Annotated in this window: 18 protein-coding genes; 9 read left to right on the forward strand and 9 right to left on the reverse strand. The window is 67.8% G+C overall.

Going from position 1 to position 17486, the window contains the following annotated elements; translation table 11 throughout:
• Window positions 1-27: 27 nt before the first annotated feature.
• The 4 genes from FH608_RS21620 to FH608_RS21630 all read left to right on the forward strand — a co-directional run bounded on the left by FH608_RS21620 (window position 28) and on the right by FH608_RS21630 (window position 5565).
• On the forward strand, window positions 28-3672 hold the full coding sequence (locus FH608_RS21620; protein ID WP_139632348.1) for a multifunctional oxoglutarate decarboxylase/oxoglutarate dehydrogenase thiamine pyrophosphate-binding subunit/dihydrolipoyllysine-residue succinyltransferase subunit: 3645 nt from the start codon (window positions 28-30) through the stop codon (window positions 3670-3672).
• 87 nt (window positions 3673-3759) lie between these two features.
• Window positions 3760-3933, forward strand: coding sequence for a DUF6104 family protein (locus FH608_RS51585; protein ID WP_193318541.1), 174 nt, complete (start codon window positions 3760-3762; stop codon window positions 3931-3933).
• Window positions 3934-4072: 139 nt separating this feature from the next.
• On the forward strand, window positions 4073-4828 hold the full coding sequence (locus tag FH608_RS21625; protein ID WP_226899748.1) for a DUF4097 family beta strand repeat-containing protein: 756 nt from the start codon (window positions 4073-4075) through the stop codon (window positions 4826-4828).
• Window positions 4825-5565: a PadR family transcriptional regulator gene (locus FH608_RS21630; protein ID WP_139632350.1), complete on the forward strand. Its 741-nt coding sequence runs from the start codon at window positions 4825-4827 to the stop codon at window positions 5563-5565. Before FH608_RS21625 ends, FH608_RS21630 begins: the two co-directional genes overlap by 4 nt.
• Before the next feature lie 52 nt (window positions 5566-5617).
• Here the strand turns inward: FH608_RS21630 and FH608_RS21635 are convergent, their stop codons facing one another.
• The 3 genes from FH608_RS21635 to FH608_RS21645 all read right to left on the reverse strand — a co-directional run bounded on the left by FH608_RS21635 (window position 5618) and on the right by FH608_RS21645 (window position 8485).
• Window positions 5618-6478 carry an oxygenase MpaB family protein gene (locus tag FH608_RS21635; RefSeq protein ID WP_139632351.1) on the reverse strand — a complete coding sequence of 287 codons (861 nt, stop codon included), beginning with the start codon at window positions 6476-6478 and terminating at the stop codon, window positions 5618-5620.
• Window positions 6479-6554: 76 nt separating this feature from the next.
• Entirely contained in the window at window positions 6555-7511 is a 957-nt protein-coding gene (locus FH608_RS21640) for a zinc-binding dehydrogenase (RefSeq protein ID WP_139632352.1), read from the reverse strand.
• A gap of 89 nt (window positions 7512-7600) precedes the next feature.
• Window positions 7601-8485 (reverse strand): hypothetical protein, encoded by an 885-nt coding sequence (locus FH608_RS21645; RefSeq protein ID WP_139632353.1) that lies wholly within the window; start codon window positions 8483-8485, stop codon window positions 7601-7603.
• A 415-nt stretch (window positions 8486-8900) separates the two neighbouring features.
• Between FH608_RS21645 and FH608_RS21650 the strand changes: the two genes are divergently transcribed.
• From FH608_RS21650 to FH608_RS21660, 3 genes are all read left to right on the forward strand, one after another.
• The gene (locus FH608_RS21650; RefSeq protein WP_193318542.1) at window positions 8901-10022 is read left to right on the forward strand and encodes a trypsin-like serine peptidase; all 1122 of its coding nucleotides are present in this window, start codon (window positions 8901-8903) and stop codon (window positions 10020-10022) included.
• 281 nt (window positions 10023-10303) lie between these two features.
• Window positions 10304-11404, forward strand: coding sequence for a trypsin-like serine peptidase (locus FH608_RS21655; protein WP_139632354.1), 1101 nt, complete (start codon window positions 10304-10306; stop codon window positions 11402-11404).
• 197 nt (window positions 11405-11601) lie between these two features.
• Window positions 11602-12765, forward strand: a complete 1164-nt coding sequence (locus FH608_RS21660; RefSeq protein ID WP_139632355.1) for a trypsin-like serine peptidase — start codon at window positions 11602-11604, stop codon at window positions 12763-12765.
• Between the two features lie 1193 nt (window positions 12766-13958).
• On the opposite strand, the gene FH608_RS21670 is transcribed toward FH608_RS21660, so the two are convergent.
• Window positions 13959-14237 carry a hypothetical protein gene (locus tag FH608_RS21670; protein ID WP_226899749.1) on the reverse strand — a complete coding sequence of 93 codons (279 nt, stop codon included), beginning with the start codon at window positions 14235-14237 and terminating at the stop codon, window positions 13959-13961.
• 147 nt (window positions 14238-14384) lie between these two features.
• Here FH608_RS21670 and FH608_RS21675 point away from each other — a divergent pair, with 147 nt between their 5' ends.
• On the forward strand, window positions 14385-14630 hold the full coding sequence (locus FH608_RS21675) for a GntR family transcriptional regulator (RefSeq protein WP_139632357.1): 246 nt from the start codon (window positions 14385-14387) through the stop codon (window positions 14628-14630).
• Between the two features lie 42 nt (window positions 14631-14672).
• On the opposite strand, the gene FH608_RS21680 is transcribed toward FH608_RS21675, so the two are convergent.
• A complete protein-coding gene (locus tag FH608_RS21680; RefSeq protein ID WP_226899750.1) occupies window positions 14673-14903 on the reverse strand; it encodes a helix-turn-helix domain-containing protein in 231 nt (76 codons plus the stop codon).
• A gap of 90 nt (window positions 14904-14993) precedes the next feature.
• Window positions 14994-15569, reverse strand: coding sequence for an NUDIX domain-containing protein (locus FH608_RS21685; protein WP_139632359.1), 576 nt, complete (start codon window positions 15567-15569; stop codon window positions 14994-14996).
• A gap of 292 nt (window positions 15570-15861) precedes the next feature.
• On the opposite strand from FH608_RS21685, the gene FH608_RS21690 reads away from it, so the two are divergent.
• Complete coding sequence (locus tag FH608_RS21690; protein ID WP_139632360.1) at window positions 15862-16248, forward strand: transposase; 387 nt, start codon at window positions 15862-15864, stop codon at window positions 16246-16248.
• A gap of 301 nt (window positions 16249-16549) precedes the next feature.
• Here FH608_RS21690 and FH608_RS21695 read toward each other — a convergent pair whose 3' ends face one another.
• The 3 genes from FH608_RS21695 to FH608_RS21705 all read right to left on the reverse strand — a co-directional run.
• On the reverse strand, window positions 16550-16765 hold the full coding sequence (locus FH608_RS21695) for a hypothetical protein (protein ID WP_139632361.1): 216 nt from the start codon (window positions 16763-16765) through the stop codon (window positions 16550-16552).
• 10 nt (window positions 16766-16775) lie between these two features.
• The gene (locus FH608_RS21700) at window positions 16776-17129 is read right to left on the reverse strand and encodes a helix-turn-helix domain-containing protein (RefSeq protein WP_139632362.1); all 354 of its coding nucleotides are present in this window, start codon (window positions 17127-17129) and stop codon (window positions 16776-16778) included.
• Between the two features lie 9 nt (window positions 17130-17138).
• A partial coding sequence (locus tag FH608_RS21705) for an integrase core domain-containing protein (RefSeq protein ID WP_139632363.1) occupies window positions 17139-17486 on the reverse strand: 348 nt, incomplete at its 5' end.

A 17486-nucleotide genomic window follows, 5' to 3' on the forward strand; every position in this document is an offset into this window, starting at 1 on the left:
GATCTGCGGAAGAGGGCGATTTCCGCCGTGTCGTCTGAGTCGTCGCGGACAAACCCGCTGGCAAGCTTTGGTCAGAACGAGTGGCTTGTCGACGAGCTGTACCAGAAGTACCTCCAAGATCCCGAGTCTGTCGACAAGGCCTGGTGGAACTTCTTCGCTGACTACAACCCTGATTACGGACCGGGCCGCCCGGCACCGGCGAGGGAGGCGGCGAACGGCACTGTGACCGCGCCCGCTGCTCCTCCGCAGGCGCCGCCCAAGGCGCCCCCGGCGGCCGAGAAGCCCAAGCAGCCCTCCGCCCCGGTGCCCAAGGGCGCCGAGGAGGTCAAGCTGCGCGGCGCCGCCGCCCGCACCGCGGCCAACATGGACCAGTCGCTTTCGGTCCCGACGGCCACCAGCGTGCGCGCCATCCCGGCCAAGCTGCTGATCGACAACCGCATCGTGATCAACAATCACCTCAAGCGGGGCCGCGGCGGCAAGATTTCCTTCACCCACCTGATCGGCTTCGCGATCGTCAAGGCCCTGCGGGCCATGCCGGAGATGAACTACTCCTACACGGAGGTCGACGGCAAGCCGACGCTGATCAAGCCCGAGCACGTCGGGTTCGGCCTGGCGATCGACGTCCAGAAGAGCAACGGCGACCGCCAGCTGCTCGTGCCCTCCATCAAGGGCGCGGAGGCGATGGACTTCCGGCAGTTCTGGACGGCGTACGAAGAGGTCGTCCGCAAGGCGCGCGCGGGCAAGCTGGGCGTCGACGACTTCGCCGGCACCACGATCTCCCTGACCAACCCCGGCACGATCGGCACCGTGCACTCCGTGCCGCGCCTCATGCCCGGCCAGGGCACCATCATCGGCGTCGGCGCGATGGAATACCCGGCCGAATACCAGGGCGCCTCGCCCGACACGCTGTCGCGCCTGGCCGTCTCCAAGGTCATGACGCTGACCAGCACCTACGACCACCGGATCATCCAGGGCGCCCAGTCGGGCGACTTCCTGCGCCAGATCCACCGGCTGCTGCTCGGCGAGGACGGCTTCTACGACGAGATCTTCGAGGCGCTGCGGATCCCGTACGAGCCGGTCCGCTGGGTGCAGGACGTGTCGGCCTCCCACGACGACGACGTGTCCAAGTCCGCCCGCGTGATCGAGCTGATCCACGCCTACCGCGTGCGCGGCCACCTGATGGCCGAGACCGACCCGCTCGAGTACAAGCAGCGCAAGCACCCCGACCTCGACATCCAGTCCCACGGGCTGACCCTGTGGGACCTCGAGCGCGAGTTCGCCACGGGCGGTTTCGGCGGCCGCCCGCTGATGCGGCTGCGCGAGATCCTCGGCGTGCTGCGCGACTCCTACTGCCGCACGGTCGGCATCGAGTACATGCACATCCAGAACCCCGAGGAGCGGGCCTGGATCCAGGCGCGGGTGGAGAAGCCGCACAAATCGCCCGAGCGCGACGAGCAGCTCAACATCCTGTCGCGGCTCAACACCGCCGAGGCGTTCGAGACGTTCCTGCAGACCAAGTTCGTCGGCCAGAAGCGCTTCTCGCTGGAGGGCGGCGAGGCGCTGATCCCGCTGCTCGACTCGGTGATCAGCGACGCCGCCGACGAGGACCTCGACGAGGTCGTCATCGGCATGGCCCACCGCGGCCGGCTCAACGTGCTGGCCAACATCGTGGGCAAGTCGTACGCGCAGATCTTCGGCGAGTTCGAGGGCAACATCGACCCGCGCACGGCGCACGGCTCCGGCGACGTGAAGTACCACCTCGGCGCGGCGGGCACGTTCACCGCGCCGAGCGGCAAGACCATCACCGCCTCAGTGGTCGCCAACCCCTCCCACCTGGAGGCGGTCGACCCGGTGCTCGAAGGCGTCGTGCGCGCCAAGCAGGACCTGCTGGAGCGCGGCGAGGAGGGCTTCACCGTCCTGCCCGTGCTCGTCCACGGCGACGCGGCCTTCGCCGGCCAGGGCGTCGTGGCCGAGACGCTCAACCTGTCGCAGCTGCGCGGCTACCGCACCGGCGGCACCGTGCACGTGGTGGTCAACAACCAGGTCGGCTTCACCACCTCGCCCGCCTCGTCCCGCTCGTCGGTCTACGCGACCGACGTGGCCCGGATGATCCAGGCGCCGATCTTCCACGTCAACGGCGACGACCCCGAGGCCGTGGTGCGCGTGGGCCGGCTGGCCTACGAATACCGCCAGGCGTTCCGCAAGGACGTCGTCATCGACCTCATCTGCTACCGCCGCCGCGGCCACAACGAGGGCGACAACCCCGCCTTCACCCAGCCGCTGATGTACGACCTGATCGACGCCAAGCGCTCGACCCGCAAGCTCTACACCGAGGCGCTGATCGGCCGGGGCGACATCACGGTCGAGGAGGCCGAGTCGGCGCTCCGCGACTACCAGGCCAAGCTGGAGCAGGCGTTCACCGAGACCCGCGAGGCGGCGAAGAAGCCGGCCGAGGCAGCCGCGATGCGGGTGCCGCCGACCGAGGTCGTCAAGTGGTCCCACGACGACACGCCGACCGCGATCACCGACGAGACGCTCAAGCGCATCGTCGACACCCAGCTCAACCTCCCCGAGGGCTTCACGCCGCACCCGCGCCTGGCGCCGGTGCTGCAGCGCCGCGGCCAGATGGTCGAGCAGGACACGATCGACTGGTCGATGGGCGAGACGCTGGCGTTCGGCTCGCTGCTGATCGACGGCCACCCGGTGCGCCTGGTCGGCCAGGACTCCCGCCGGGGCACGTTCACGCAGCGCCACGCCGTGCTGGTCGACCGGATGACCGGCGCCGACCACACGCCGCTCAAGTCCTTCAACCAGGGCACCACGAAGTTCTACGTCTACGACTCGCTGCTCAGCGAGTTCGCGGCGCTCGGCTTCGAGTACGGCTACAGCGTGGTCCGTCCCGATGCCCTGGTGCTGTGGGAGGCGCAGTTCGGCGACTTCGTCAACGGCGCCCAGACGATCATCGACGAGTTCATCTCGTCGGGCGAGCAGAAGTGGGGCCAGAAGTCCTCGGTCGTGCTGCTGCTGCCGCACGGCTACGAGGGCCAGGGCCCCGACCACTCCTCGGCCCGCATCGAGCGGTTCCTGCAGGTCTGCGCGCTCGACAACATGACGGTCGCGCAGCCCACGACCCCGGCCAACTACTTCCACCTGCTGCGCTGGCAGGTGGAGTCGGAGCGGCACAAGCCGATGGTGGTCTTCACGCCGAAGTGGCTGCTGCGCCACAAGGCGGCCACCTCCAAGGCCGCCGACTTCGTCACCGGCACCTTCCAGCCGGTCATCGGCGACCAGTCCGTCGACCCGGCCAAGGTCACCCGGGTGGTGCTCTGCTCCGGCAAGCTCTACTACGAGCTCGCGGCGCAGCGCGACAAGACGGGCCGCGACGACGTCGCGATCGTCCGGCTGGAGCGCCTCTACCCGTTCCCGGGTGAGGAGCTGGCCGCCGAGCTGGCGCGCTACGGCGCGCAGGCGGAGCTGGTCTGGGCGCAGGACGAGCCGGCCAACATGGGGCCGTGGCCGTACCTCACGCTGAAGCTCGTGGAGGACCCGCAGACGCTGGGCGGGCGCCCGGTGCGCCGCATCTCGCGGCGGCCCAACAGCTCGCCGGCCACGGGCTCGCACAACTCGCACGACACCGAGCTGGAGGAGATCCTCCACGAGGCGTTCGGCTGATCGACGCGACACAGGTGAGCCCCCGGCCCGGCTGGGGGCTCACTGCCGTTTCCAGGAGGAATCGGATTTCAGGAGGAATGGAGAGAGATGTACTTCACGGATCGGGGGATCGAGGAGCTCGTCGAGCGACGGGGCGAGGAGGAGGTGAGCCTGCTGTGGCTGGGTGAGCGGCTGCGCGAGTTCGTCGACCTCAACCCGGAGTTCGAGACGCCGGTCGAGCGGCTGGCCACGTGGCTGGCGCGGCTGGACGACGAGGACTGAGCCGCTCGCAAAACGCGATACATCTTGAGTTTCGCCCACACGCGACATATCGTGTGTGGTGTAAGGACGTGTCGCCAGGAGGGCGGGGATCATGCAACAGTGGACGATCGATGCGCCGGAGCACCTGACATTCGGTCCAGTGAAGTCGCTCGACGTGCGCATCGTCGCCGGCCGCCTCGACGTGCTCGCCAGCGAAGGACCGCCGACAGTGGAGGTGGCCGAGATCGCGTCCGAGTCCCCGCTGCTGGTGACGTACGACGAGGACACCGGCCGGCTCGTCGTCGCCTACAAGGACCTCACCTGGGACGGCCTGATGGGCTGGCTGCGGCGCGACCGGCGCAGGACGGTCCTGACGATCGCCGTGCCGAAGGACTGCGCGGTCAACGCCGGGGTCGTCTCCGCGCCCGCCGTTGTGGCCGGCTTCGAGCGGACCACCCACGTCAGGAGCGTGTCCGGGGAGATCGTGCTCGACGGCGTGAGCGGTGACGTGAACGCCTCGACCGTCTCCGGCGCCGTGGAGAGCCGGGCCATGGAGGGCGACCTGGCGTTCAAGAGCGTCTCGGGCGACCTGACCGTGGCCGACGGCACGCCGCGCAGGCTCAAGGCCAACACCGTGTCCGGTCGCGTCACGGCCGACCTCAGGCTGCGGCCGACCGGCCACGTGACGCTCAACAGCGTGTCCGGTTCCATCCTGGTCAGGCTGCCGGAGAACGTGGACTCGGACGTCACCGTACGGTCCACCTCCGGCAGGCTCGTCAGCACGTTCGACGAGCTGTCCGGCACCACCGGCCCCGGCACGAAGACGATGTCGGGGCGTCTGGGCGGCGGCATGGCGTCGCTGTCCGCGACCACGGTCTCCGGCGAGGTCGCGGTGCTCAAGGGAGAGAAGGAATGAGCCCTGTCTTCGGTCACGGCCGGCTCCGGCTGTACCTGCTCAAGCTGCTGGACGAGAGCCCGCGTCACGGCTACGAGGTGATCCGGCTGCTCCAGGACCGCTTCCTCGGCGTCTACTCGCCCTCTCCCGGCACCATCTACCCGCGCCTGGCCCGCCTGGAGGAGGAGGGCCTCGTGACGCACGAGGTGGTCGAGGGCAAGAAGGTGTTCTCGATCACCGACAAGGGCCGCGAGGAGCTGAACGCCCGGCTCGACGAGCTCGACGACCTCGAGGAGGAGATCTCCGCCTCGGTGCGCGACATCGCCCGCGAGGTCAAGGAGGACGTCCGCGACACGGTCAGGTCGCTGCGCGACGAGCTGACCCGGATGGCCAAGGACGTCCGCACGGGGGCCGCCGACGACACCAGACGCCACAAGGAGCAGCAGAAGGAGGACTTCCGGCGGCTCAGGGAGCAGCAGAAGCGGCAGTGGATGGAGCACGCCTACCACTGGCAGGACGAGGGCGAGCGGCTCACCAGGGAGTGGCGCAGGATCTGGTCGGAGCTCTGGACCACGTTCGGCGGCGCGCCCCCGAACCGGGCCGACCTGGACCTGGAGCTGGGCGAGCGGCTGGCCGACTTCGTCGCCCAGGCCCGCCAGGAGGCGTCCGGGGCTCGGCTGACGCCGGAGAAGCTGACGGAGCTGCGGGCCACGCTGGACGACGCGGGCCGCCGCATCCGCGACATCCTCGAACGCTGACCGTCTGGCGCTGACCGTCTGGCGCCGACCCTCTGAGGCTGACCCTCTGGGGCTACGCCGAGCGGAGCTGCCGCCGTTCCAGGCGGCGCGAGCCGCGTGCGGCCCTGCGGGCGTGGTAGGCGATGGGCATGTACCTCAGGCGCTCGGGCAGGCGCGGCGTCAGCACGGCCACGGCGTGCCCGAGCTGACGCAGCCGCCGCTCCTCCCGCGCCGTCCAGCGCAGCCCCAGCTTGCGCCGCACGGCGGGCGGCAGGGTGCCCACCGTCACGAAGTGGTTGAACTCCCCCGCCCCCACGCCGACCGGCGTCCACAGCCGCCGCAGCGGGCGCGGCAGCCCGGGCGGCGCCGGCGTGCCACGCAGGACCGACAGCACGTCGAGCGCGGTCGGATGGGCCTCCAGCCGGTCGGCCACCATCCCGTCGAAGTACCGCCAGAACGCCTCCAGATCGGGCGGCATCTCGCGCTCCGGCACCCGCAGGATCGCCCCCAGCCGGCGGGACTCGGCGTAGAAGCGCCGCTGCTCCTCGGCCGTGAACGGGCTGCCGAAATAGCGGCGGAGCGTGACGAACCGCTCGAACAGCGACAGGTGCACCCACGCCCACGCCTCGCCGTTCAGCGCGTGGTACGGCCTGCCGAGCTCGTCCACCCCGCTGATCCGCCTGTGCAGTTCCCTGAGCCGGCGGCCCTCGGCCGGGCCGTCCGCACCGCCGTACACCCATGTCTGGATCGAGACGAGCGTGCGGGTGAGCCGCCCCCAGGGGTCCTGCTTGTACGTGGAGTGCTGGGCGACGGCCGCCCCGACGGCCGGATGCATCGTCTGGATGACCAGCGCGCTGCCCGCGACAAGCAGATTGCGGTATTCGCCGGTCGTGTCCCAGTGCATCGAGCCTGGGCCGAACAGCTCGATCTCCATGACGGCGGCTCCCGGGTGAGAAAACCCCACTCATGCATGTATCACCCGGGAGCCACAGAAGTAACCTCTTACTTATTCACCCGGAAAAGACGATCTTCCCGAAGATCTCCCCCTCGGCCATGGCGGCGAACCCCTCGCGCGCGTCCGCCAGCGGCAGCACCCGGTCCACGACGGGGCGCACGCCGGTCTGCTCCAGGAAGACGGCCAGCCGCCGGAGCTGGTCCCGCGTGCCCATCGTCGAGCCGACGACGGACAGCTGCAGGAAGAAGACCCGGTTCAGGTCGGCGGGCGGGACCGCGCCGGTGGTGGCGCCGGAGACGACGATGCGCCCGCCCGGCTTGAGCGACTTCAGCGAGTGGTCCCAGGTGGCCTGGCCCACGGTCTCCATGACCGCGTCGACCCGCTCGGGCAGCCGCGCGCCCGGCTCGAACACCTGGTCCGCGCCGAGCTCCCGGGCCCGCTCGCGCTTCTCCTCCGAGCGGCTCGTCGCCCAGACCCGGTAGCCACCGGCCCGGCCCAGCGCGATCAGCGCGGTCGCGACACCACCGCCCGCCCCCTGCACCAGCACGGTCGAGCCGGGCTCCAGCCCGGCCTTGTCGAACAGCATCCGGTACGCCGTCAGCCAGGCCGTCGGCAGGCACGCGGCGTGCTCGAAACCGAGCGCGGCCGGCTTCGGCACGAGGTTGCGGCGCGGCACGGCCACGCGCTCGGCGAACGTGCCGTCGTACACCTCGGACAGCAGCGAGCGCTTCGGGTCGAGCGTCTCGTCGGCACCGGAGCCGATCACCGAGTGCACGATGACCTCGTTGCCGTCCTCGTCCACGCCCGCCGCGTCGCAGCCGAGCACGATCGGCAGGCGGTCCTGCTTGATGCCGACGCCTTTGAGCGTCCACAGGTCGTGGTGGTTGAGCGCGGCCGCCCGCACGGTGACGGTCGTCCATCCGTCCGGGACCTTCGGCTCCGGGCGCTCGCCGAGCGTCAGCCCGGCGAGTGGGTTGTCGGGGTCGGTCTGTGTGGCGGTTACGGCGAACATGGCCGCACCTTACTTCAGCACCCGCGCCGTCACCTCTGCACGCGCCCGCTTGTCTCACCACACGCACGCCCGCTTGCTCCAGCACGCGCCTATTTCATGGTGACGCGGATCCCCTCGATCGCCTTCTTCCTGAACTCCTGCTGCCCCGTGACGGCGACCAGCACGTCGTCCCGGCACACCGAGTCGACCGGCCGCCCCCGCCCCTTGATCACCGACGGCGGCACGGCGTGCTTGTCGCAGCCCGGCGTGGGCACCAGCGTGACCATCTCCCCCGCCCCGCCGCCGAACCAGAGCTGCGGCCCCACCGGCATCCCCTGCACGGTCTCCCCCGGCCTGGCCAGCCGCACCGGCTTCCTGGCCGACAGCACGAGGTAGCCGTTCTTCGTCACCCGCCCCTTCAGCCCCTTCGCCAGCGCCACCCGCTGGTCGAACGTCAGCCCCTGCCCCCGGTCGTACATCGCCAGCCGCCACGGCCCGAACGCGAACAGCAGCACCTGTCCGTACATCCCGCTGCCCGCCTGCCGGGGCCAGAGCGTCACGTTGGGCGCGTAGTTCCTGATCGGCTCGCCGCCCCTGGTCACCTCGAACGCGCCGCTGTACGGGGCCATGAACTGCCGGTACCGGCCGTCGATCCAGGCTCCCTGGAACGGCCGCGACCCCATCTCGTCGAGGCCGAGCTCGGCCGGGTAGCGCACCTCGGCACGAACCCCGTCCGGGAACACCACCTCGATGACCTCGTCGCCGCCCTTGGCCCTGGCCTGCACGTTCAGGATGTTCGGGGCACCCTCGATCCTGGTGAGCGACCTGATGGCGGCGGGCGTCGGCGTCGCCGGCGGTAACGGCTCGGGCCCCGGATCCCGGCTGGCGACCAGGCTGACGATGGGCACCAGCACGAGCGCCAGCAGCACGACCAGCCCGATCCACCGGCGGCGGCCTCGCTCGCCTGCCTCGATGACGTCGAACCGGTCGGTCACGGGCGTTCCTAGCCGAGTAGTGGGGGGTCTCGCGCCCTTTCCTCCAGTTCAGTTGAGCGCGGACCTCCGGCGCAAGCCCTCGCACCCGGTGAAATGCCGGTCGCAGGTCACGAATTCACAACCGACGCCGCGCGGGCCGTCCCGAGAGGCCGGACGTACGGGGGCCCGTGGCGCCGTGCCGGCCCGATGGTCCTTCTGATAATGCGAGTTACCACTGTTGCGAAGGGACGGACCACCACCTGCGGGAATGCCCATCAGGAATACATGCGCATTCGCTATCCCATAAGCCCGGCCATGCTTTTTCGGGTCGATTCATGGCCACCCGCCGATGTCGCTCAATAACGTTCCGATCGTTTTCCTGGCCCATCGGGACACAGGATCCCGCTCTGGGCCGCCGAAAGCCGAGAGGAGCTCCATGTTTTCCCGAGCAAGGCGCGTCGCGATCCCGCTCGCCGGCCTGGTGGCCGCCGGGCTGGTGGCGAGCACGACCGGCGGCGCCGCGGCGAACGCGACCGCGCCGCCCGGTGTCGTCTCCCGCGACGCCCGCACCCCCGCCGACCAGGCGATCCAGTTCTGGACGCCGTACCGGACCAGGATGGCCACCACCTACGACGGCGTCCCCGGCGTGACCTCCAAGGGCGTCAGGGGCGGCGCCGGCGCTCCCGACGGCCCTCCCGGGTCGGTCGCGCCGACCGGCGCGCGGAAGGCGAAGGCGGAGAAGAGCAAGCGCGTCAATCTCCCGAACACGGTCGGGCGCGTGTTCTTCACGCTGCCGGAAACCGATCCGCGCGACCCGAAGAACTGGCGTTTCTGCTCGGCCACGTCGGTGCAGGGCAAGTACCGCAATGTCGTGGCGACCTCCGCACACTGCGTCTACGACACCGCCAGGAACGCGTTCTACGACAACTGGGTGTTCATTCCTTCTTACCGTGACGGGGACAATGCCTGGGAGGGCAAGGCGCCCTACGGCGTTTACGCCGCCAAGACGTTCAACGCGCACGAGGATTTCGTGGTGTGGGAGGACTACGACTACGACTACGCGTTCGTCAACGTCCACAACGGCGTCAAGGTCGCCTGGCAGAGGTCCGGCGACCGCCGGTGGCGGACGGTCAGGAACGCCGGCCGGCTCGGTGACAACGTCGGCGGGCAAGGCTTCACCTGGAACCGGAGCACGAAGCTGACCGTGTTCTCGTTCGGCTACCCGGCGGGCGAGCACCCCGACGGGGACAGGCCGTTCTCGGGGCGCACGATGAAGTACTGCTACGGCACGACCAGGGCGATGCCCGAGGCCAGGAGGTACGACGCGCAGCGGCACATCGGCGTCGCGTGCTCGTTCACCGCGGGCGCGAGCGGCGGCCCGTTCCTGTACGGCTACCGCAGCGCGTCGCGGACCGGCTACCTGGCCGGCGTCAACAGCGTCGCGTGGGACACCGACGGCAACGACCGCTACGACCACGTCTCGTCGCCGTACTTCGACGGTGACACGTACAAGGTCTACAAGGCCGCCGCCGGCCGCTGGACCGGCAACTCCCGTTGATCAAGATCGGCTTCGCAGGCCCCGGCTCCCCCGCGGAGCCGGGGCCTTCCCCTGCGATGTTCGCCACTCCGACCGCGCCGAATGATCACAATTCCGAACGCCTCCACATCACCCCTGACCTGCGGAAACAACAGATGATAAAGATCATTAAGCGGCTTGTCTGACACTGTCCTTATAGTTCGGAGTGCACTCTTGATCAGGTAACGAATCTCTATCCTGGCTGCAATACCACCTGTACATCTGGAAAAATCCACCCTTACGACCCCAAAGAAAGGCATTTCATGATCCCCCCGGCCAGGCACCTGGCGGCCGCCGCGCTCTGCGGCGTGCTGCTGGTCCTGTCCGCCTTCACGGGGATCGCGAGCGCCGGGCGCGACAGCGTCGTGTACGCCGTGACGCTGACCAAGACCGCCGCGGACGTGAAGCGCGTGGCCGACTACTGGAAGCCCGACCAGCTCAAGCGCTCCGACAGCTACAGCCCCGCCACGCCCGGCCCCGCCGCCCCGGTGGCGTCGCCCAGCCCGTCCTCCTCCGGACCCCCCGCGCATCAGGTCACCTCGCCGGTCACCCGCGCGGTCGCGGCGCAGGCCGTGGCGCCCGCGCTGCCGCGCAAGGGCCCCGCCGCCTCGACCATGGGCAAGGTCTTCTTCCGGTTCGGGGACAAGGAGTTCTGGTGCTCGGCCAGCGCCGTCGCGGCCAAGAACCACAGCGTCGTCGCCACGGCCGGACACTGCGCCTACGACCCCCGCCAGGCCAGGGCCGCCGAGGACTGGATCTTCGTACCCAACCCCGGACCCAACGGCGAGACCCCTCAGGGCATCTACGTGGGCGCGTCGATCAGCATGCACGAGGACTGGACCGGCAAGGGCGACTACGACTACGACTACGCGTTCGTGACCGTGCACCGCGGCTTCAAGTGGGTGGCCAAGAACGGCGGCTACGTCATGGAGGACGTCGGCCGCCTCCAGGACAACGTGGGCGGCCAGGGCATCGAGTTCAACCAGAAGCCACCCGAGTACACCGTGTCCGCGTTCGGCTACCCGGCAGGCCCGCAGCCCGACGGCACCCGCCCGTTCAACGGCAAGAAGCTGCGCATGTGCGGGGCGGGCACCACCCGCTGGACCTGGGCCGTCAACCTCGACCTGCAGAAGGGCGTGCAGCTGCTGTCGTGCGACTTCAGCCCCGGCGTGAGCGGCGGCCCCTGGCTGATCGGCTACAACGAGGACCGCGGGCTCGGCAACCTCAACGGCGTCAACAGCCTGACCTGGGACAGGGACGCCGAGAAGTCGTACGACGCGGTGTCGTCCCCGTACTTCGACACCACCACCGGAGAGGTCTACCGGCGCGCCGCGGCCCAGGCCACTCCGGCAAATGTGACGTAATTCATAGCAACCACCTGACCACTTCCGGTGATCAGCCAACATCATGTCTCCGTACGGTCACGACGCCTCGTACGAGCGTTGACATGATCGACGCGAAACCCACACGGTCGCCGTCAGACCTGTAAATTCCGGGCTATCCGTTTGCTGAGTTTCGGAGGTGCACGAGGCACCTCGCGTCAGCACGACCTGGAGTCACCTTGAAGCGAATCCTTCTGCCCGCGGCCGGTGCCGTCCTGTCGACCGGGCTCCTCGCCGCCGGCCTGACCGGCACCGCCCAGGCCGACAGGGACATCGCCCACGACCGCATGGCCCGCGACACCTCAGAGGCCGTCTCCGTGGCGTCCTTCTGGCTCGCGTCGAACGGGGCCGCGCTCCGCCAGGCGACCCAGTACACGTGGGACGCCAAGGAGGTCCGCAAGGTCGTCTCCAAGGGCGGCTACAGCCCCGACGGGCGCCCCGGCACCACGGCGCCGACCGGCGAGTCGAAGCCCAGCTCCACCGCCCAGAACGTGAACCTCCCCAAGACCGTCGGCAAGGTCTTCTTCGTCGACGGCTCCGGCGGCTTCCGCTGGTGCTCGGCCACCTCCATCCAGTCGAACTACCGCAACCTCGTCGCCACCGCCGGCCACTGCGTGTACGACACGGACAGCGACCGTGCGCTCCTGGACAACTGGGTCTTCGTCCCCGGCTACTACCAGGGCAAGACCCCCTGGGGCATCTACGTGGGCAAGCAGGCCTTCACCCACTACGACTTCGACACGTACGAGGACTACGACCGCGACTACGCGTTCGTCACCGTCTACAACGGCATCCACCTCGACGGCGTCAAGCAGGTGGACCGCAAGGAGTACCAGCGCTTCACCGGCCCGAAGCGCGCGTGGGGCGGCCACTACCACATCCTGCTCTCCAAGGACGCCGGCCGCCTCGGCGACAACGTCGGCGGCCAGGGCTTCGCCTGGAACCAGCCCGCCGGCAAGGCCGTACGCGCCTTCGGCTACCCGGCGGCCCCGCACCCGGACGGCGACAAGCCCTACACCGGCGTCACGCCGAAGACCTGCTACGGCACCCCCACCGCCAAGGCGGTCGGCGCCCCCTGGCTCAAGATCCAGGAACACCTCAGCCTCAAGTGCGCCGTCACCCCCGGCTACGACGGCGCCCCCTGGCTCCGCGACTACAGCAACGGCAAGCGCCTGGGGTACGTGAACGGCGTGACAAGCACCTTCACCGACCAGGACGCCAACGACCGCATCGACCACATCACGTCGCCCTATTTCGACAGCGAGACGGCAGCGGTGTACAACGCGGCCAAGAACGTCTGGTCCGGCAAAATAGTCGGCCCCAACGGCGAGCTCTACAAGTAGCCCCGACCGCGAACAGGCGAGGCCCACTCACACGGAAGCCCCTCGCCTTCGCTCGTTCCCCGGCACCAACTGCAAGGCCTTCCACATCGGGGGGCGCTACGCGCCAAGGAGTTCCAGACAGCGCCTCCCAGGGGGCTCACGCCCCCTTCGACCCCCGGAAACCCCCGCTCGCTCCGCTCGCCAGTCCCCACCCCTTGCCCGGTTACCGGCTTGACCTGCGGGAGCCCACCCCGAGCAGACTTCGCTAACGCTCAGACTGTTCCATTCGGGCTTCGCCCGGGCGAAGGGCTCCGCCCTTCCCACACCCCGGCCTAGCCATGTCGGGGTTCGGCATTCCTCCGATCAGGCGACGAGTCGACCACTCCGCACGATGACGAAAAGAGATCCCTTCAACTTCCAATACCTGCGCGCCACCCTCCTTCGCCAGGTCGCGATGCAGGCATCGCCACAAGCGGGCACACTCGAGGTATGACTCGCTACGCCAGCCGTCGGGTCTACCTCGTACCCACCGATCTTCGCGAGCTGACAGGGCCCACCACGGGCGTTTTGGAGCTCCCGACCAGGTTGGACTGGTCGGAGCAACGACTTTACGACCTGTCACACAAAAGCCACGTAGGCCTCATGTATGAACGCGTGATCCGCGAGGCAACCCAGCTGGATGAATTGCGAGCATACTTGAACCACGAAATGTTGGTTCGAATCTGGCCGTACCTCTACTTGCCGATCGAGGCCAGGTACACATGGGAAACACACTTTCCGAAGCTACGGCGAGCGTCACACGTCCATGGAGAGCCGCGCAGGCCGTAGATCGGTCCAGCTGAATCCGTAATTCCAGGGGCAGAACTCTCGAGCGTGGGAAGAGGGCCGACTTCGTCTGCGTCTCTCCCATGGGGAAGATCGCTGTCACCGCGCCTGGCCTGTCAAGATCTGTCGCCACAGATCCCGAGCCGCGCGTCCGGACATCCAGGCAGTCTCTTCTCCGACTTGAGCGTCTTCATCCATGAGGCGTCGCACGAACCACAGTCCAGCCGCAGTGCACAGCTCGAACATCGGGTACGTGCACGCGCAGGTGTGCTCGCGAACACGCAATCGATCGGCACGCTGCTGACTCAGGAACCACTCCACCTGTACGGTCCCCACCTGCGCGATCTCAACATGGAGACCATGACAGTCGCCGTCCGGCGGCGAACCGCTCACGACGTCGCCGCCATCCGGGTCTGGTCTTCGAGCAGCGACAAAAACGCCGTCGCGTCGTCCGCGCACACCGTCTGCCGCAGACCCTTGTCGATGTCGGCGTCACGGAGCCGGACGCCGCGCCGGGTCGCGTAGAACACGCCTGCATCGCTGCGGAAGACCGACCAAGCGGGGAACGCGACGCGCAGTGCATCGAGGGCGTCGACAGGGGTGATTCCCTTCTCTCCATCGCAGAGGGAGGTCGTCCGATGAGAGGCGTTCGTAGCAGGATTGTTCATGCGTGTGACCTTCGCTTCCGCGTAGAAGCCGTCAGGACGGCTCGCTCATATCGCCGCCATCGTACGTCACATCAACATGGTTCACCATGGTGCACTATGGTTATGCATAGGTATGTTTGGTTCTGTACAGTGATCTACCGTTCGCCTGTGATCGAGTGGCGTCTCAACCAGCCCAAGTGGGCTCAGGTGGCGAACATCATCAAGGAGCGGATCGCCTCGGGCGACTACGCGGTAGATACGCCGGTCCCCAGCGAGCACCAGATTGTCCAGGAGTTCGGCATCGCTCGCGGCACGGCACGCAAGGTTCTGCAGCGCCTGCAGGAGGAAGGCGTCATCTACGCCGTTCGAGGTCTTGGCTCCTTCGTCTCGCCCCCCAAAGTCGCTGACCAATGAGAATCAGGCAAACCCGTAGCCGATAGCTCACCCCTCGGAAGGTCAGTAGGGTAGCTCCGCCTCTTCAGCGACCTCCATGACCCTTCGGTGGCCCTCGGCGCGGCGCTCACGGCGATCCTGGAAGTCGAGAACGTCCGCAAGCCTGACCAGGCGATGACCATTGCCCGGCAGGTGATACGAGGGAATCTCGGCGTCGCCAAGCAGTCGCGCGACGAAAGGGCGCGAAAGTCCCAACATCTCGGCCACCTCGTCCGGTGTCAGCGGAGTCTCCACTTCGTTCGACCCTCCTCGCAACGAAGGCTTCCCGGGCTTTTGCCTCGCCCGCGGTACAGGACGAGACAGAAGCATGCTGGAGACGACGCGTTACGCCTTCCACCCATGCCCGTGATAGGCGAACGGCATCGCCCCAAAGCGAGAACTCGGCAGATCGTACGGCGGCCGCCAAGCGAACGCCGTATCCCCACCGGCATCCATGGACATCCCGAACTCACCGGCCGTGAACGCGTACCGGAAGTCCGCATGCACATGCGACGGCTCCCCCTTGACCGGATCGGCAGGCACGGAATGGATGCTGATATCCACAGGAACGTCATCATCCGCCGCCGAGGAGACCGTGTGATGCCACGCGACACCGGTCGCCGCCTCCAACCCGCGCAGCGCCGCGCCGTACATGCTGGGATCCTGCGGCTCGATGTGCCCTCCAGGCAACCGCCACCGCCTCTGCGCCCGATGCCGGACCATCAGCACGTCGCCGACGGCGTCCACAACAGCGGCACTACACGTGACATGCAACGGAAAGGTCTTCCGCGAGGCCACGTCGCCGGCCAGTCCGAGGGCCGAGACCAGCGGAGCCGCGTCGAGCCCTCGATCGGGAGCGGCGGCCAGATACCGCGCCAGAACCGTGCCGATCTCCTCACGGGAAACAGTCACGACCTCCATGGAAGTGCCTCAGCAGGCCCGCCGCAATCGACTGCCAGGCATCGAAGGGAATCTCCCCACTTGCGGGGAAACCTGATGACTGGTCAGCGAATCCCACCACCCCAGCCCAGCCACCCAGCGGAACACCGTTGACCAGGCAACAGTGCTGATCCAAGACCAGCAGAAGCTCGCATCAGCACACACCCACCCAAACCCCACCGCAACCGCAGGTCAAACGGCGTGATCAAAAACTCGCACGAAGATCTTTTTTGAAACTGCTGACGCAGCGTGTTTACCTTGTCACGATGAGCGTATGCATCGAGGCGATCTGACGAACGCCGAGTGGGAGCGGCTGCTTGGGCTGCTGCCACCGGTCGACAGGCGTGGAGACCGGTGGGACGAGCACCGGATGATGATCAACGGCGCCCTCTACCAGGCCCGCACCGGACTGCGCTGGCGCCACCTCCCCGAGCGCTTCGGCTGCTGGGTGGCCATCTACCGGCACCACCGTCACTGGACGGCGAACGGCACCTGGCGCAAACTCCTGGCCGCCGTCGAAACCGCCCAGAAGAACGCCGGCCGTGGAAGTCGCCAGGAGCATTCAGAGACCGCTCCCCCGCGTAAGCGCACCACCGGCGACCCTGTGCTGATCAGCCTGCGCTCCCATCTGACCGCGATAGTCAGACAGAGAGACCTCTAGACCCACCCCCTGCCGAGGCACCCTCACGCCCGGCACTTGGAGAACGGGCCGCGGGTCGTCCTGATGGAAGCCCGCCTGCCCACCCGAAGACTGCCGTCCTCGCCGCCCCCTCCTTCCGGCGAGGACGGCACCCTTCCTTGCCGACCGCACGGCATCTGAACGCCATGCAAGGCTCGAAAGCTCACCGTTCCGGCCAGAGCTACGGAACTGCCCAGCCCGCACAAGGCTTCAGCTACGCCGCCATCCTGAGGCGACCGTCAACCCTTCACTCGGCCGCGACCGGCGCCCACCCTGTACGTACTCATTTCATCGCCCGCACAAGACCGTCTTGCGGGCCTGCGCTCCGGGTCAGTTCGGCGATAGATCCGTTCTCGATCGCCGAAACGCGCCGCTGGGACGCCTCCATCGCCTGAGCTACCCGACGCTCCCGTGCCTCCAGCAACGCCTGCCGGTCGTCGGGATGGACGAACTCGGTGATGAACTCCTCACGCGTATAGGAGTGAAACTCGGTGCTCATGGCGACTCTTTCAGCGGGACAGCACGTTGATTGGTGATGATGGCACGCGAACACGGCTACTGTCTTGATCGACTCCGCTTAGGTAACCGACTATCTCAGGGATCGCGTTTGTGATCTCTTCAGTCCGGGTGCCCTCCTTCGCCCGCTCGGCCCCTGCTTGGTTGTCGTGGTTGTCGAGGGCGATGTTAAGGGTGGTGCCAAGGAACTCGGCCAGCTTGGCGAGAAGCGGCAGAGTGGGGACGGTGTCAGAGCCTTCGATCCGGGAGACCTTCGCCTTGGTGAGGCCCGCGCGCTCGGCCAATTCAGCCTGAGTGAGCCCGAGTTCGGTGTGAGGGGCTCCGACTATTCCGGACTCGACCCAAATGAAACTATATCACGCCGCAACCAAATTCCCGAACCATTCCTCCAGCACTTCTGAGGGCGGGCGATATCCTAACCCAGAGTGAAGTCTCCGCCGGTTATAGAACCCCTCGATAAACTTGATCACTTCGCGCCGGGCCTCGGCACGCGTGGCGAAGGTCCGATGATGCACCATCTCCGTCTTCAGCTTACCGAAGAACGATTCCGCCATCGCATTGTCGAAGCAACTCCCGCTGCGCCCAACGGATTGCCTGATATCGTACTCGCCGAGTGTCTCGCCGAACTCGATCGACGTGTATTGACTCCCTCGGTCGGAATGAAAGATCGCCCCGTCGGGCATCTCAATGCGGGCAGCAGCCAT

The sequence above is a fragment of the Nonomuraea phyllanthi genome (assembly GCF_006334985.2).
Lineage (GTDB): Bacteria > Actinomycetota > Actinomycetes > Streptosporangiales > Streptosporangiaceae > Nonomuraea > Nonomuraea phyllanthi.

What these genes read in the sequence shown, in the direction of transcription:
- FH608_RS21695 (WP_139632361.1), bottom strand. Translation starts at nt 16,765, where the DNA reads ATGAGCACCGAGTTTCACTCCTATACGCGTGAGGAGTTCATCACCGAG.
- FH608_RS21630 (WP_139632350.1), top strand. Translation starts at nt 4,825, where the DNA reads ATGAGCCCTGTCTTCGGTCACGGCCGGCTCCGGCTGTACCTGCTCAAG.
- FH608_RS21685 (WP_139632359.1), bottom strand. Translation starts at nt 15,569, where the DNA reads ATGGAGGTCGTGACTGTTTCCCGTGAGGAGATCGGCACGGTTCTGGCG.
- FH608_RS21690 (WP_139632360.1), top strand. Translation starts at nt 15,862, where the DNA reads ATGCATCGAGGCGATCTGACGAACGCCGAGTGGGAGCGGCTGCTTGGG.
- FH608_RS21650 (WP_193318542.1), top strand. Translation starts at nt 8,901, where the DNA reads ATGTTTTCCCGAGCAAGGCGCGTCGCGATCCCGCTCGCCGGCCTGGTG.
- FH608_RS21640 (WP_139632352.1), bottom strand. Translation starts at nt 7,511, where the DNA reads ATGTTCGCCGTAACCGCCACACAGACCGACCCCGACAACCCACTCGCC.
- FH608_RS51585 (WP_193318541.1), top strand. Translation starts at nt 3,760, where the DNA reads ATGTACTTCACGGATCGGGGGATCGAGGAGCTCGTCGAGCGACGGGGC.
- FH608_RS21655 (WP_139632354.1), top strand. Translation starts at nt 10,304, where the DNA reads ATGATCCCCCCGGCCAGGCACCTGGCGGCCGCCGCGCTCTGCGGCGTG.
- FH608_RS21635 (WP_139632351.1), bottom strand. Translation starts at nt 6,478, where the DNA reads ATGGAGATCGAGCTGTTCGGCCCAGGCTCGATGCACTGGGACACGACC.
- FH608_RS21670 (WP_226899749.1), bottom strand. Translation starts at nt 14,237, where the DNA reads ATGAACAATCCTGCTACGAACGCCTCTCATCGGACGACCTCCCTCTGC.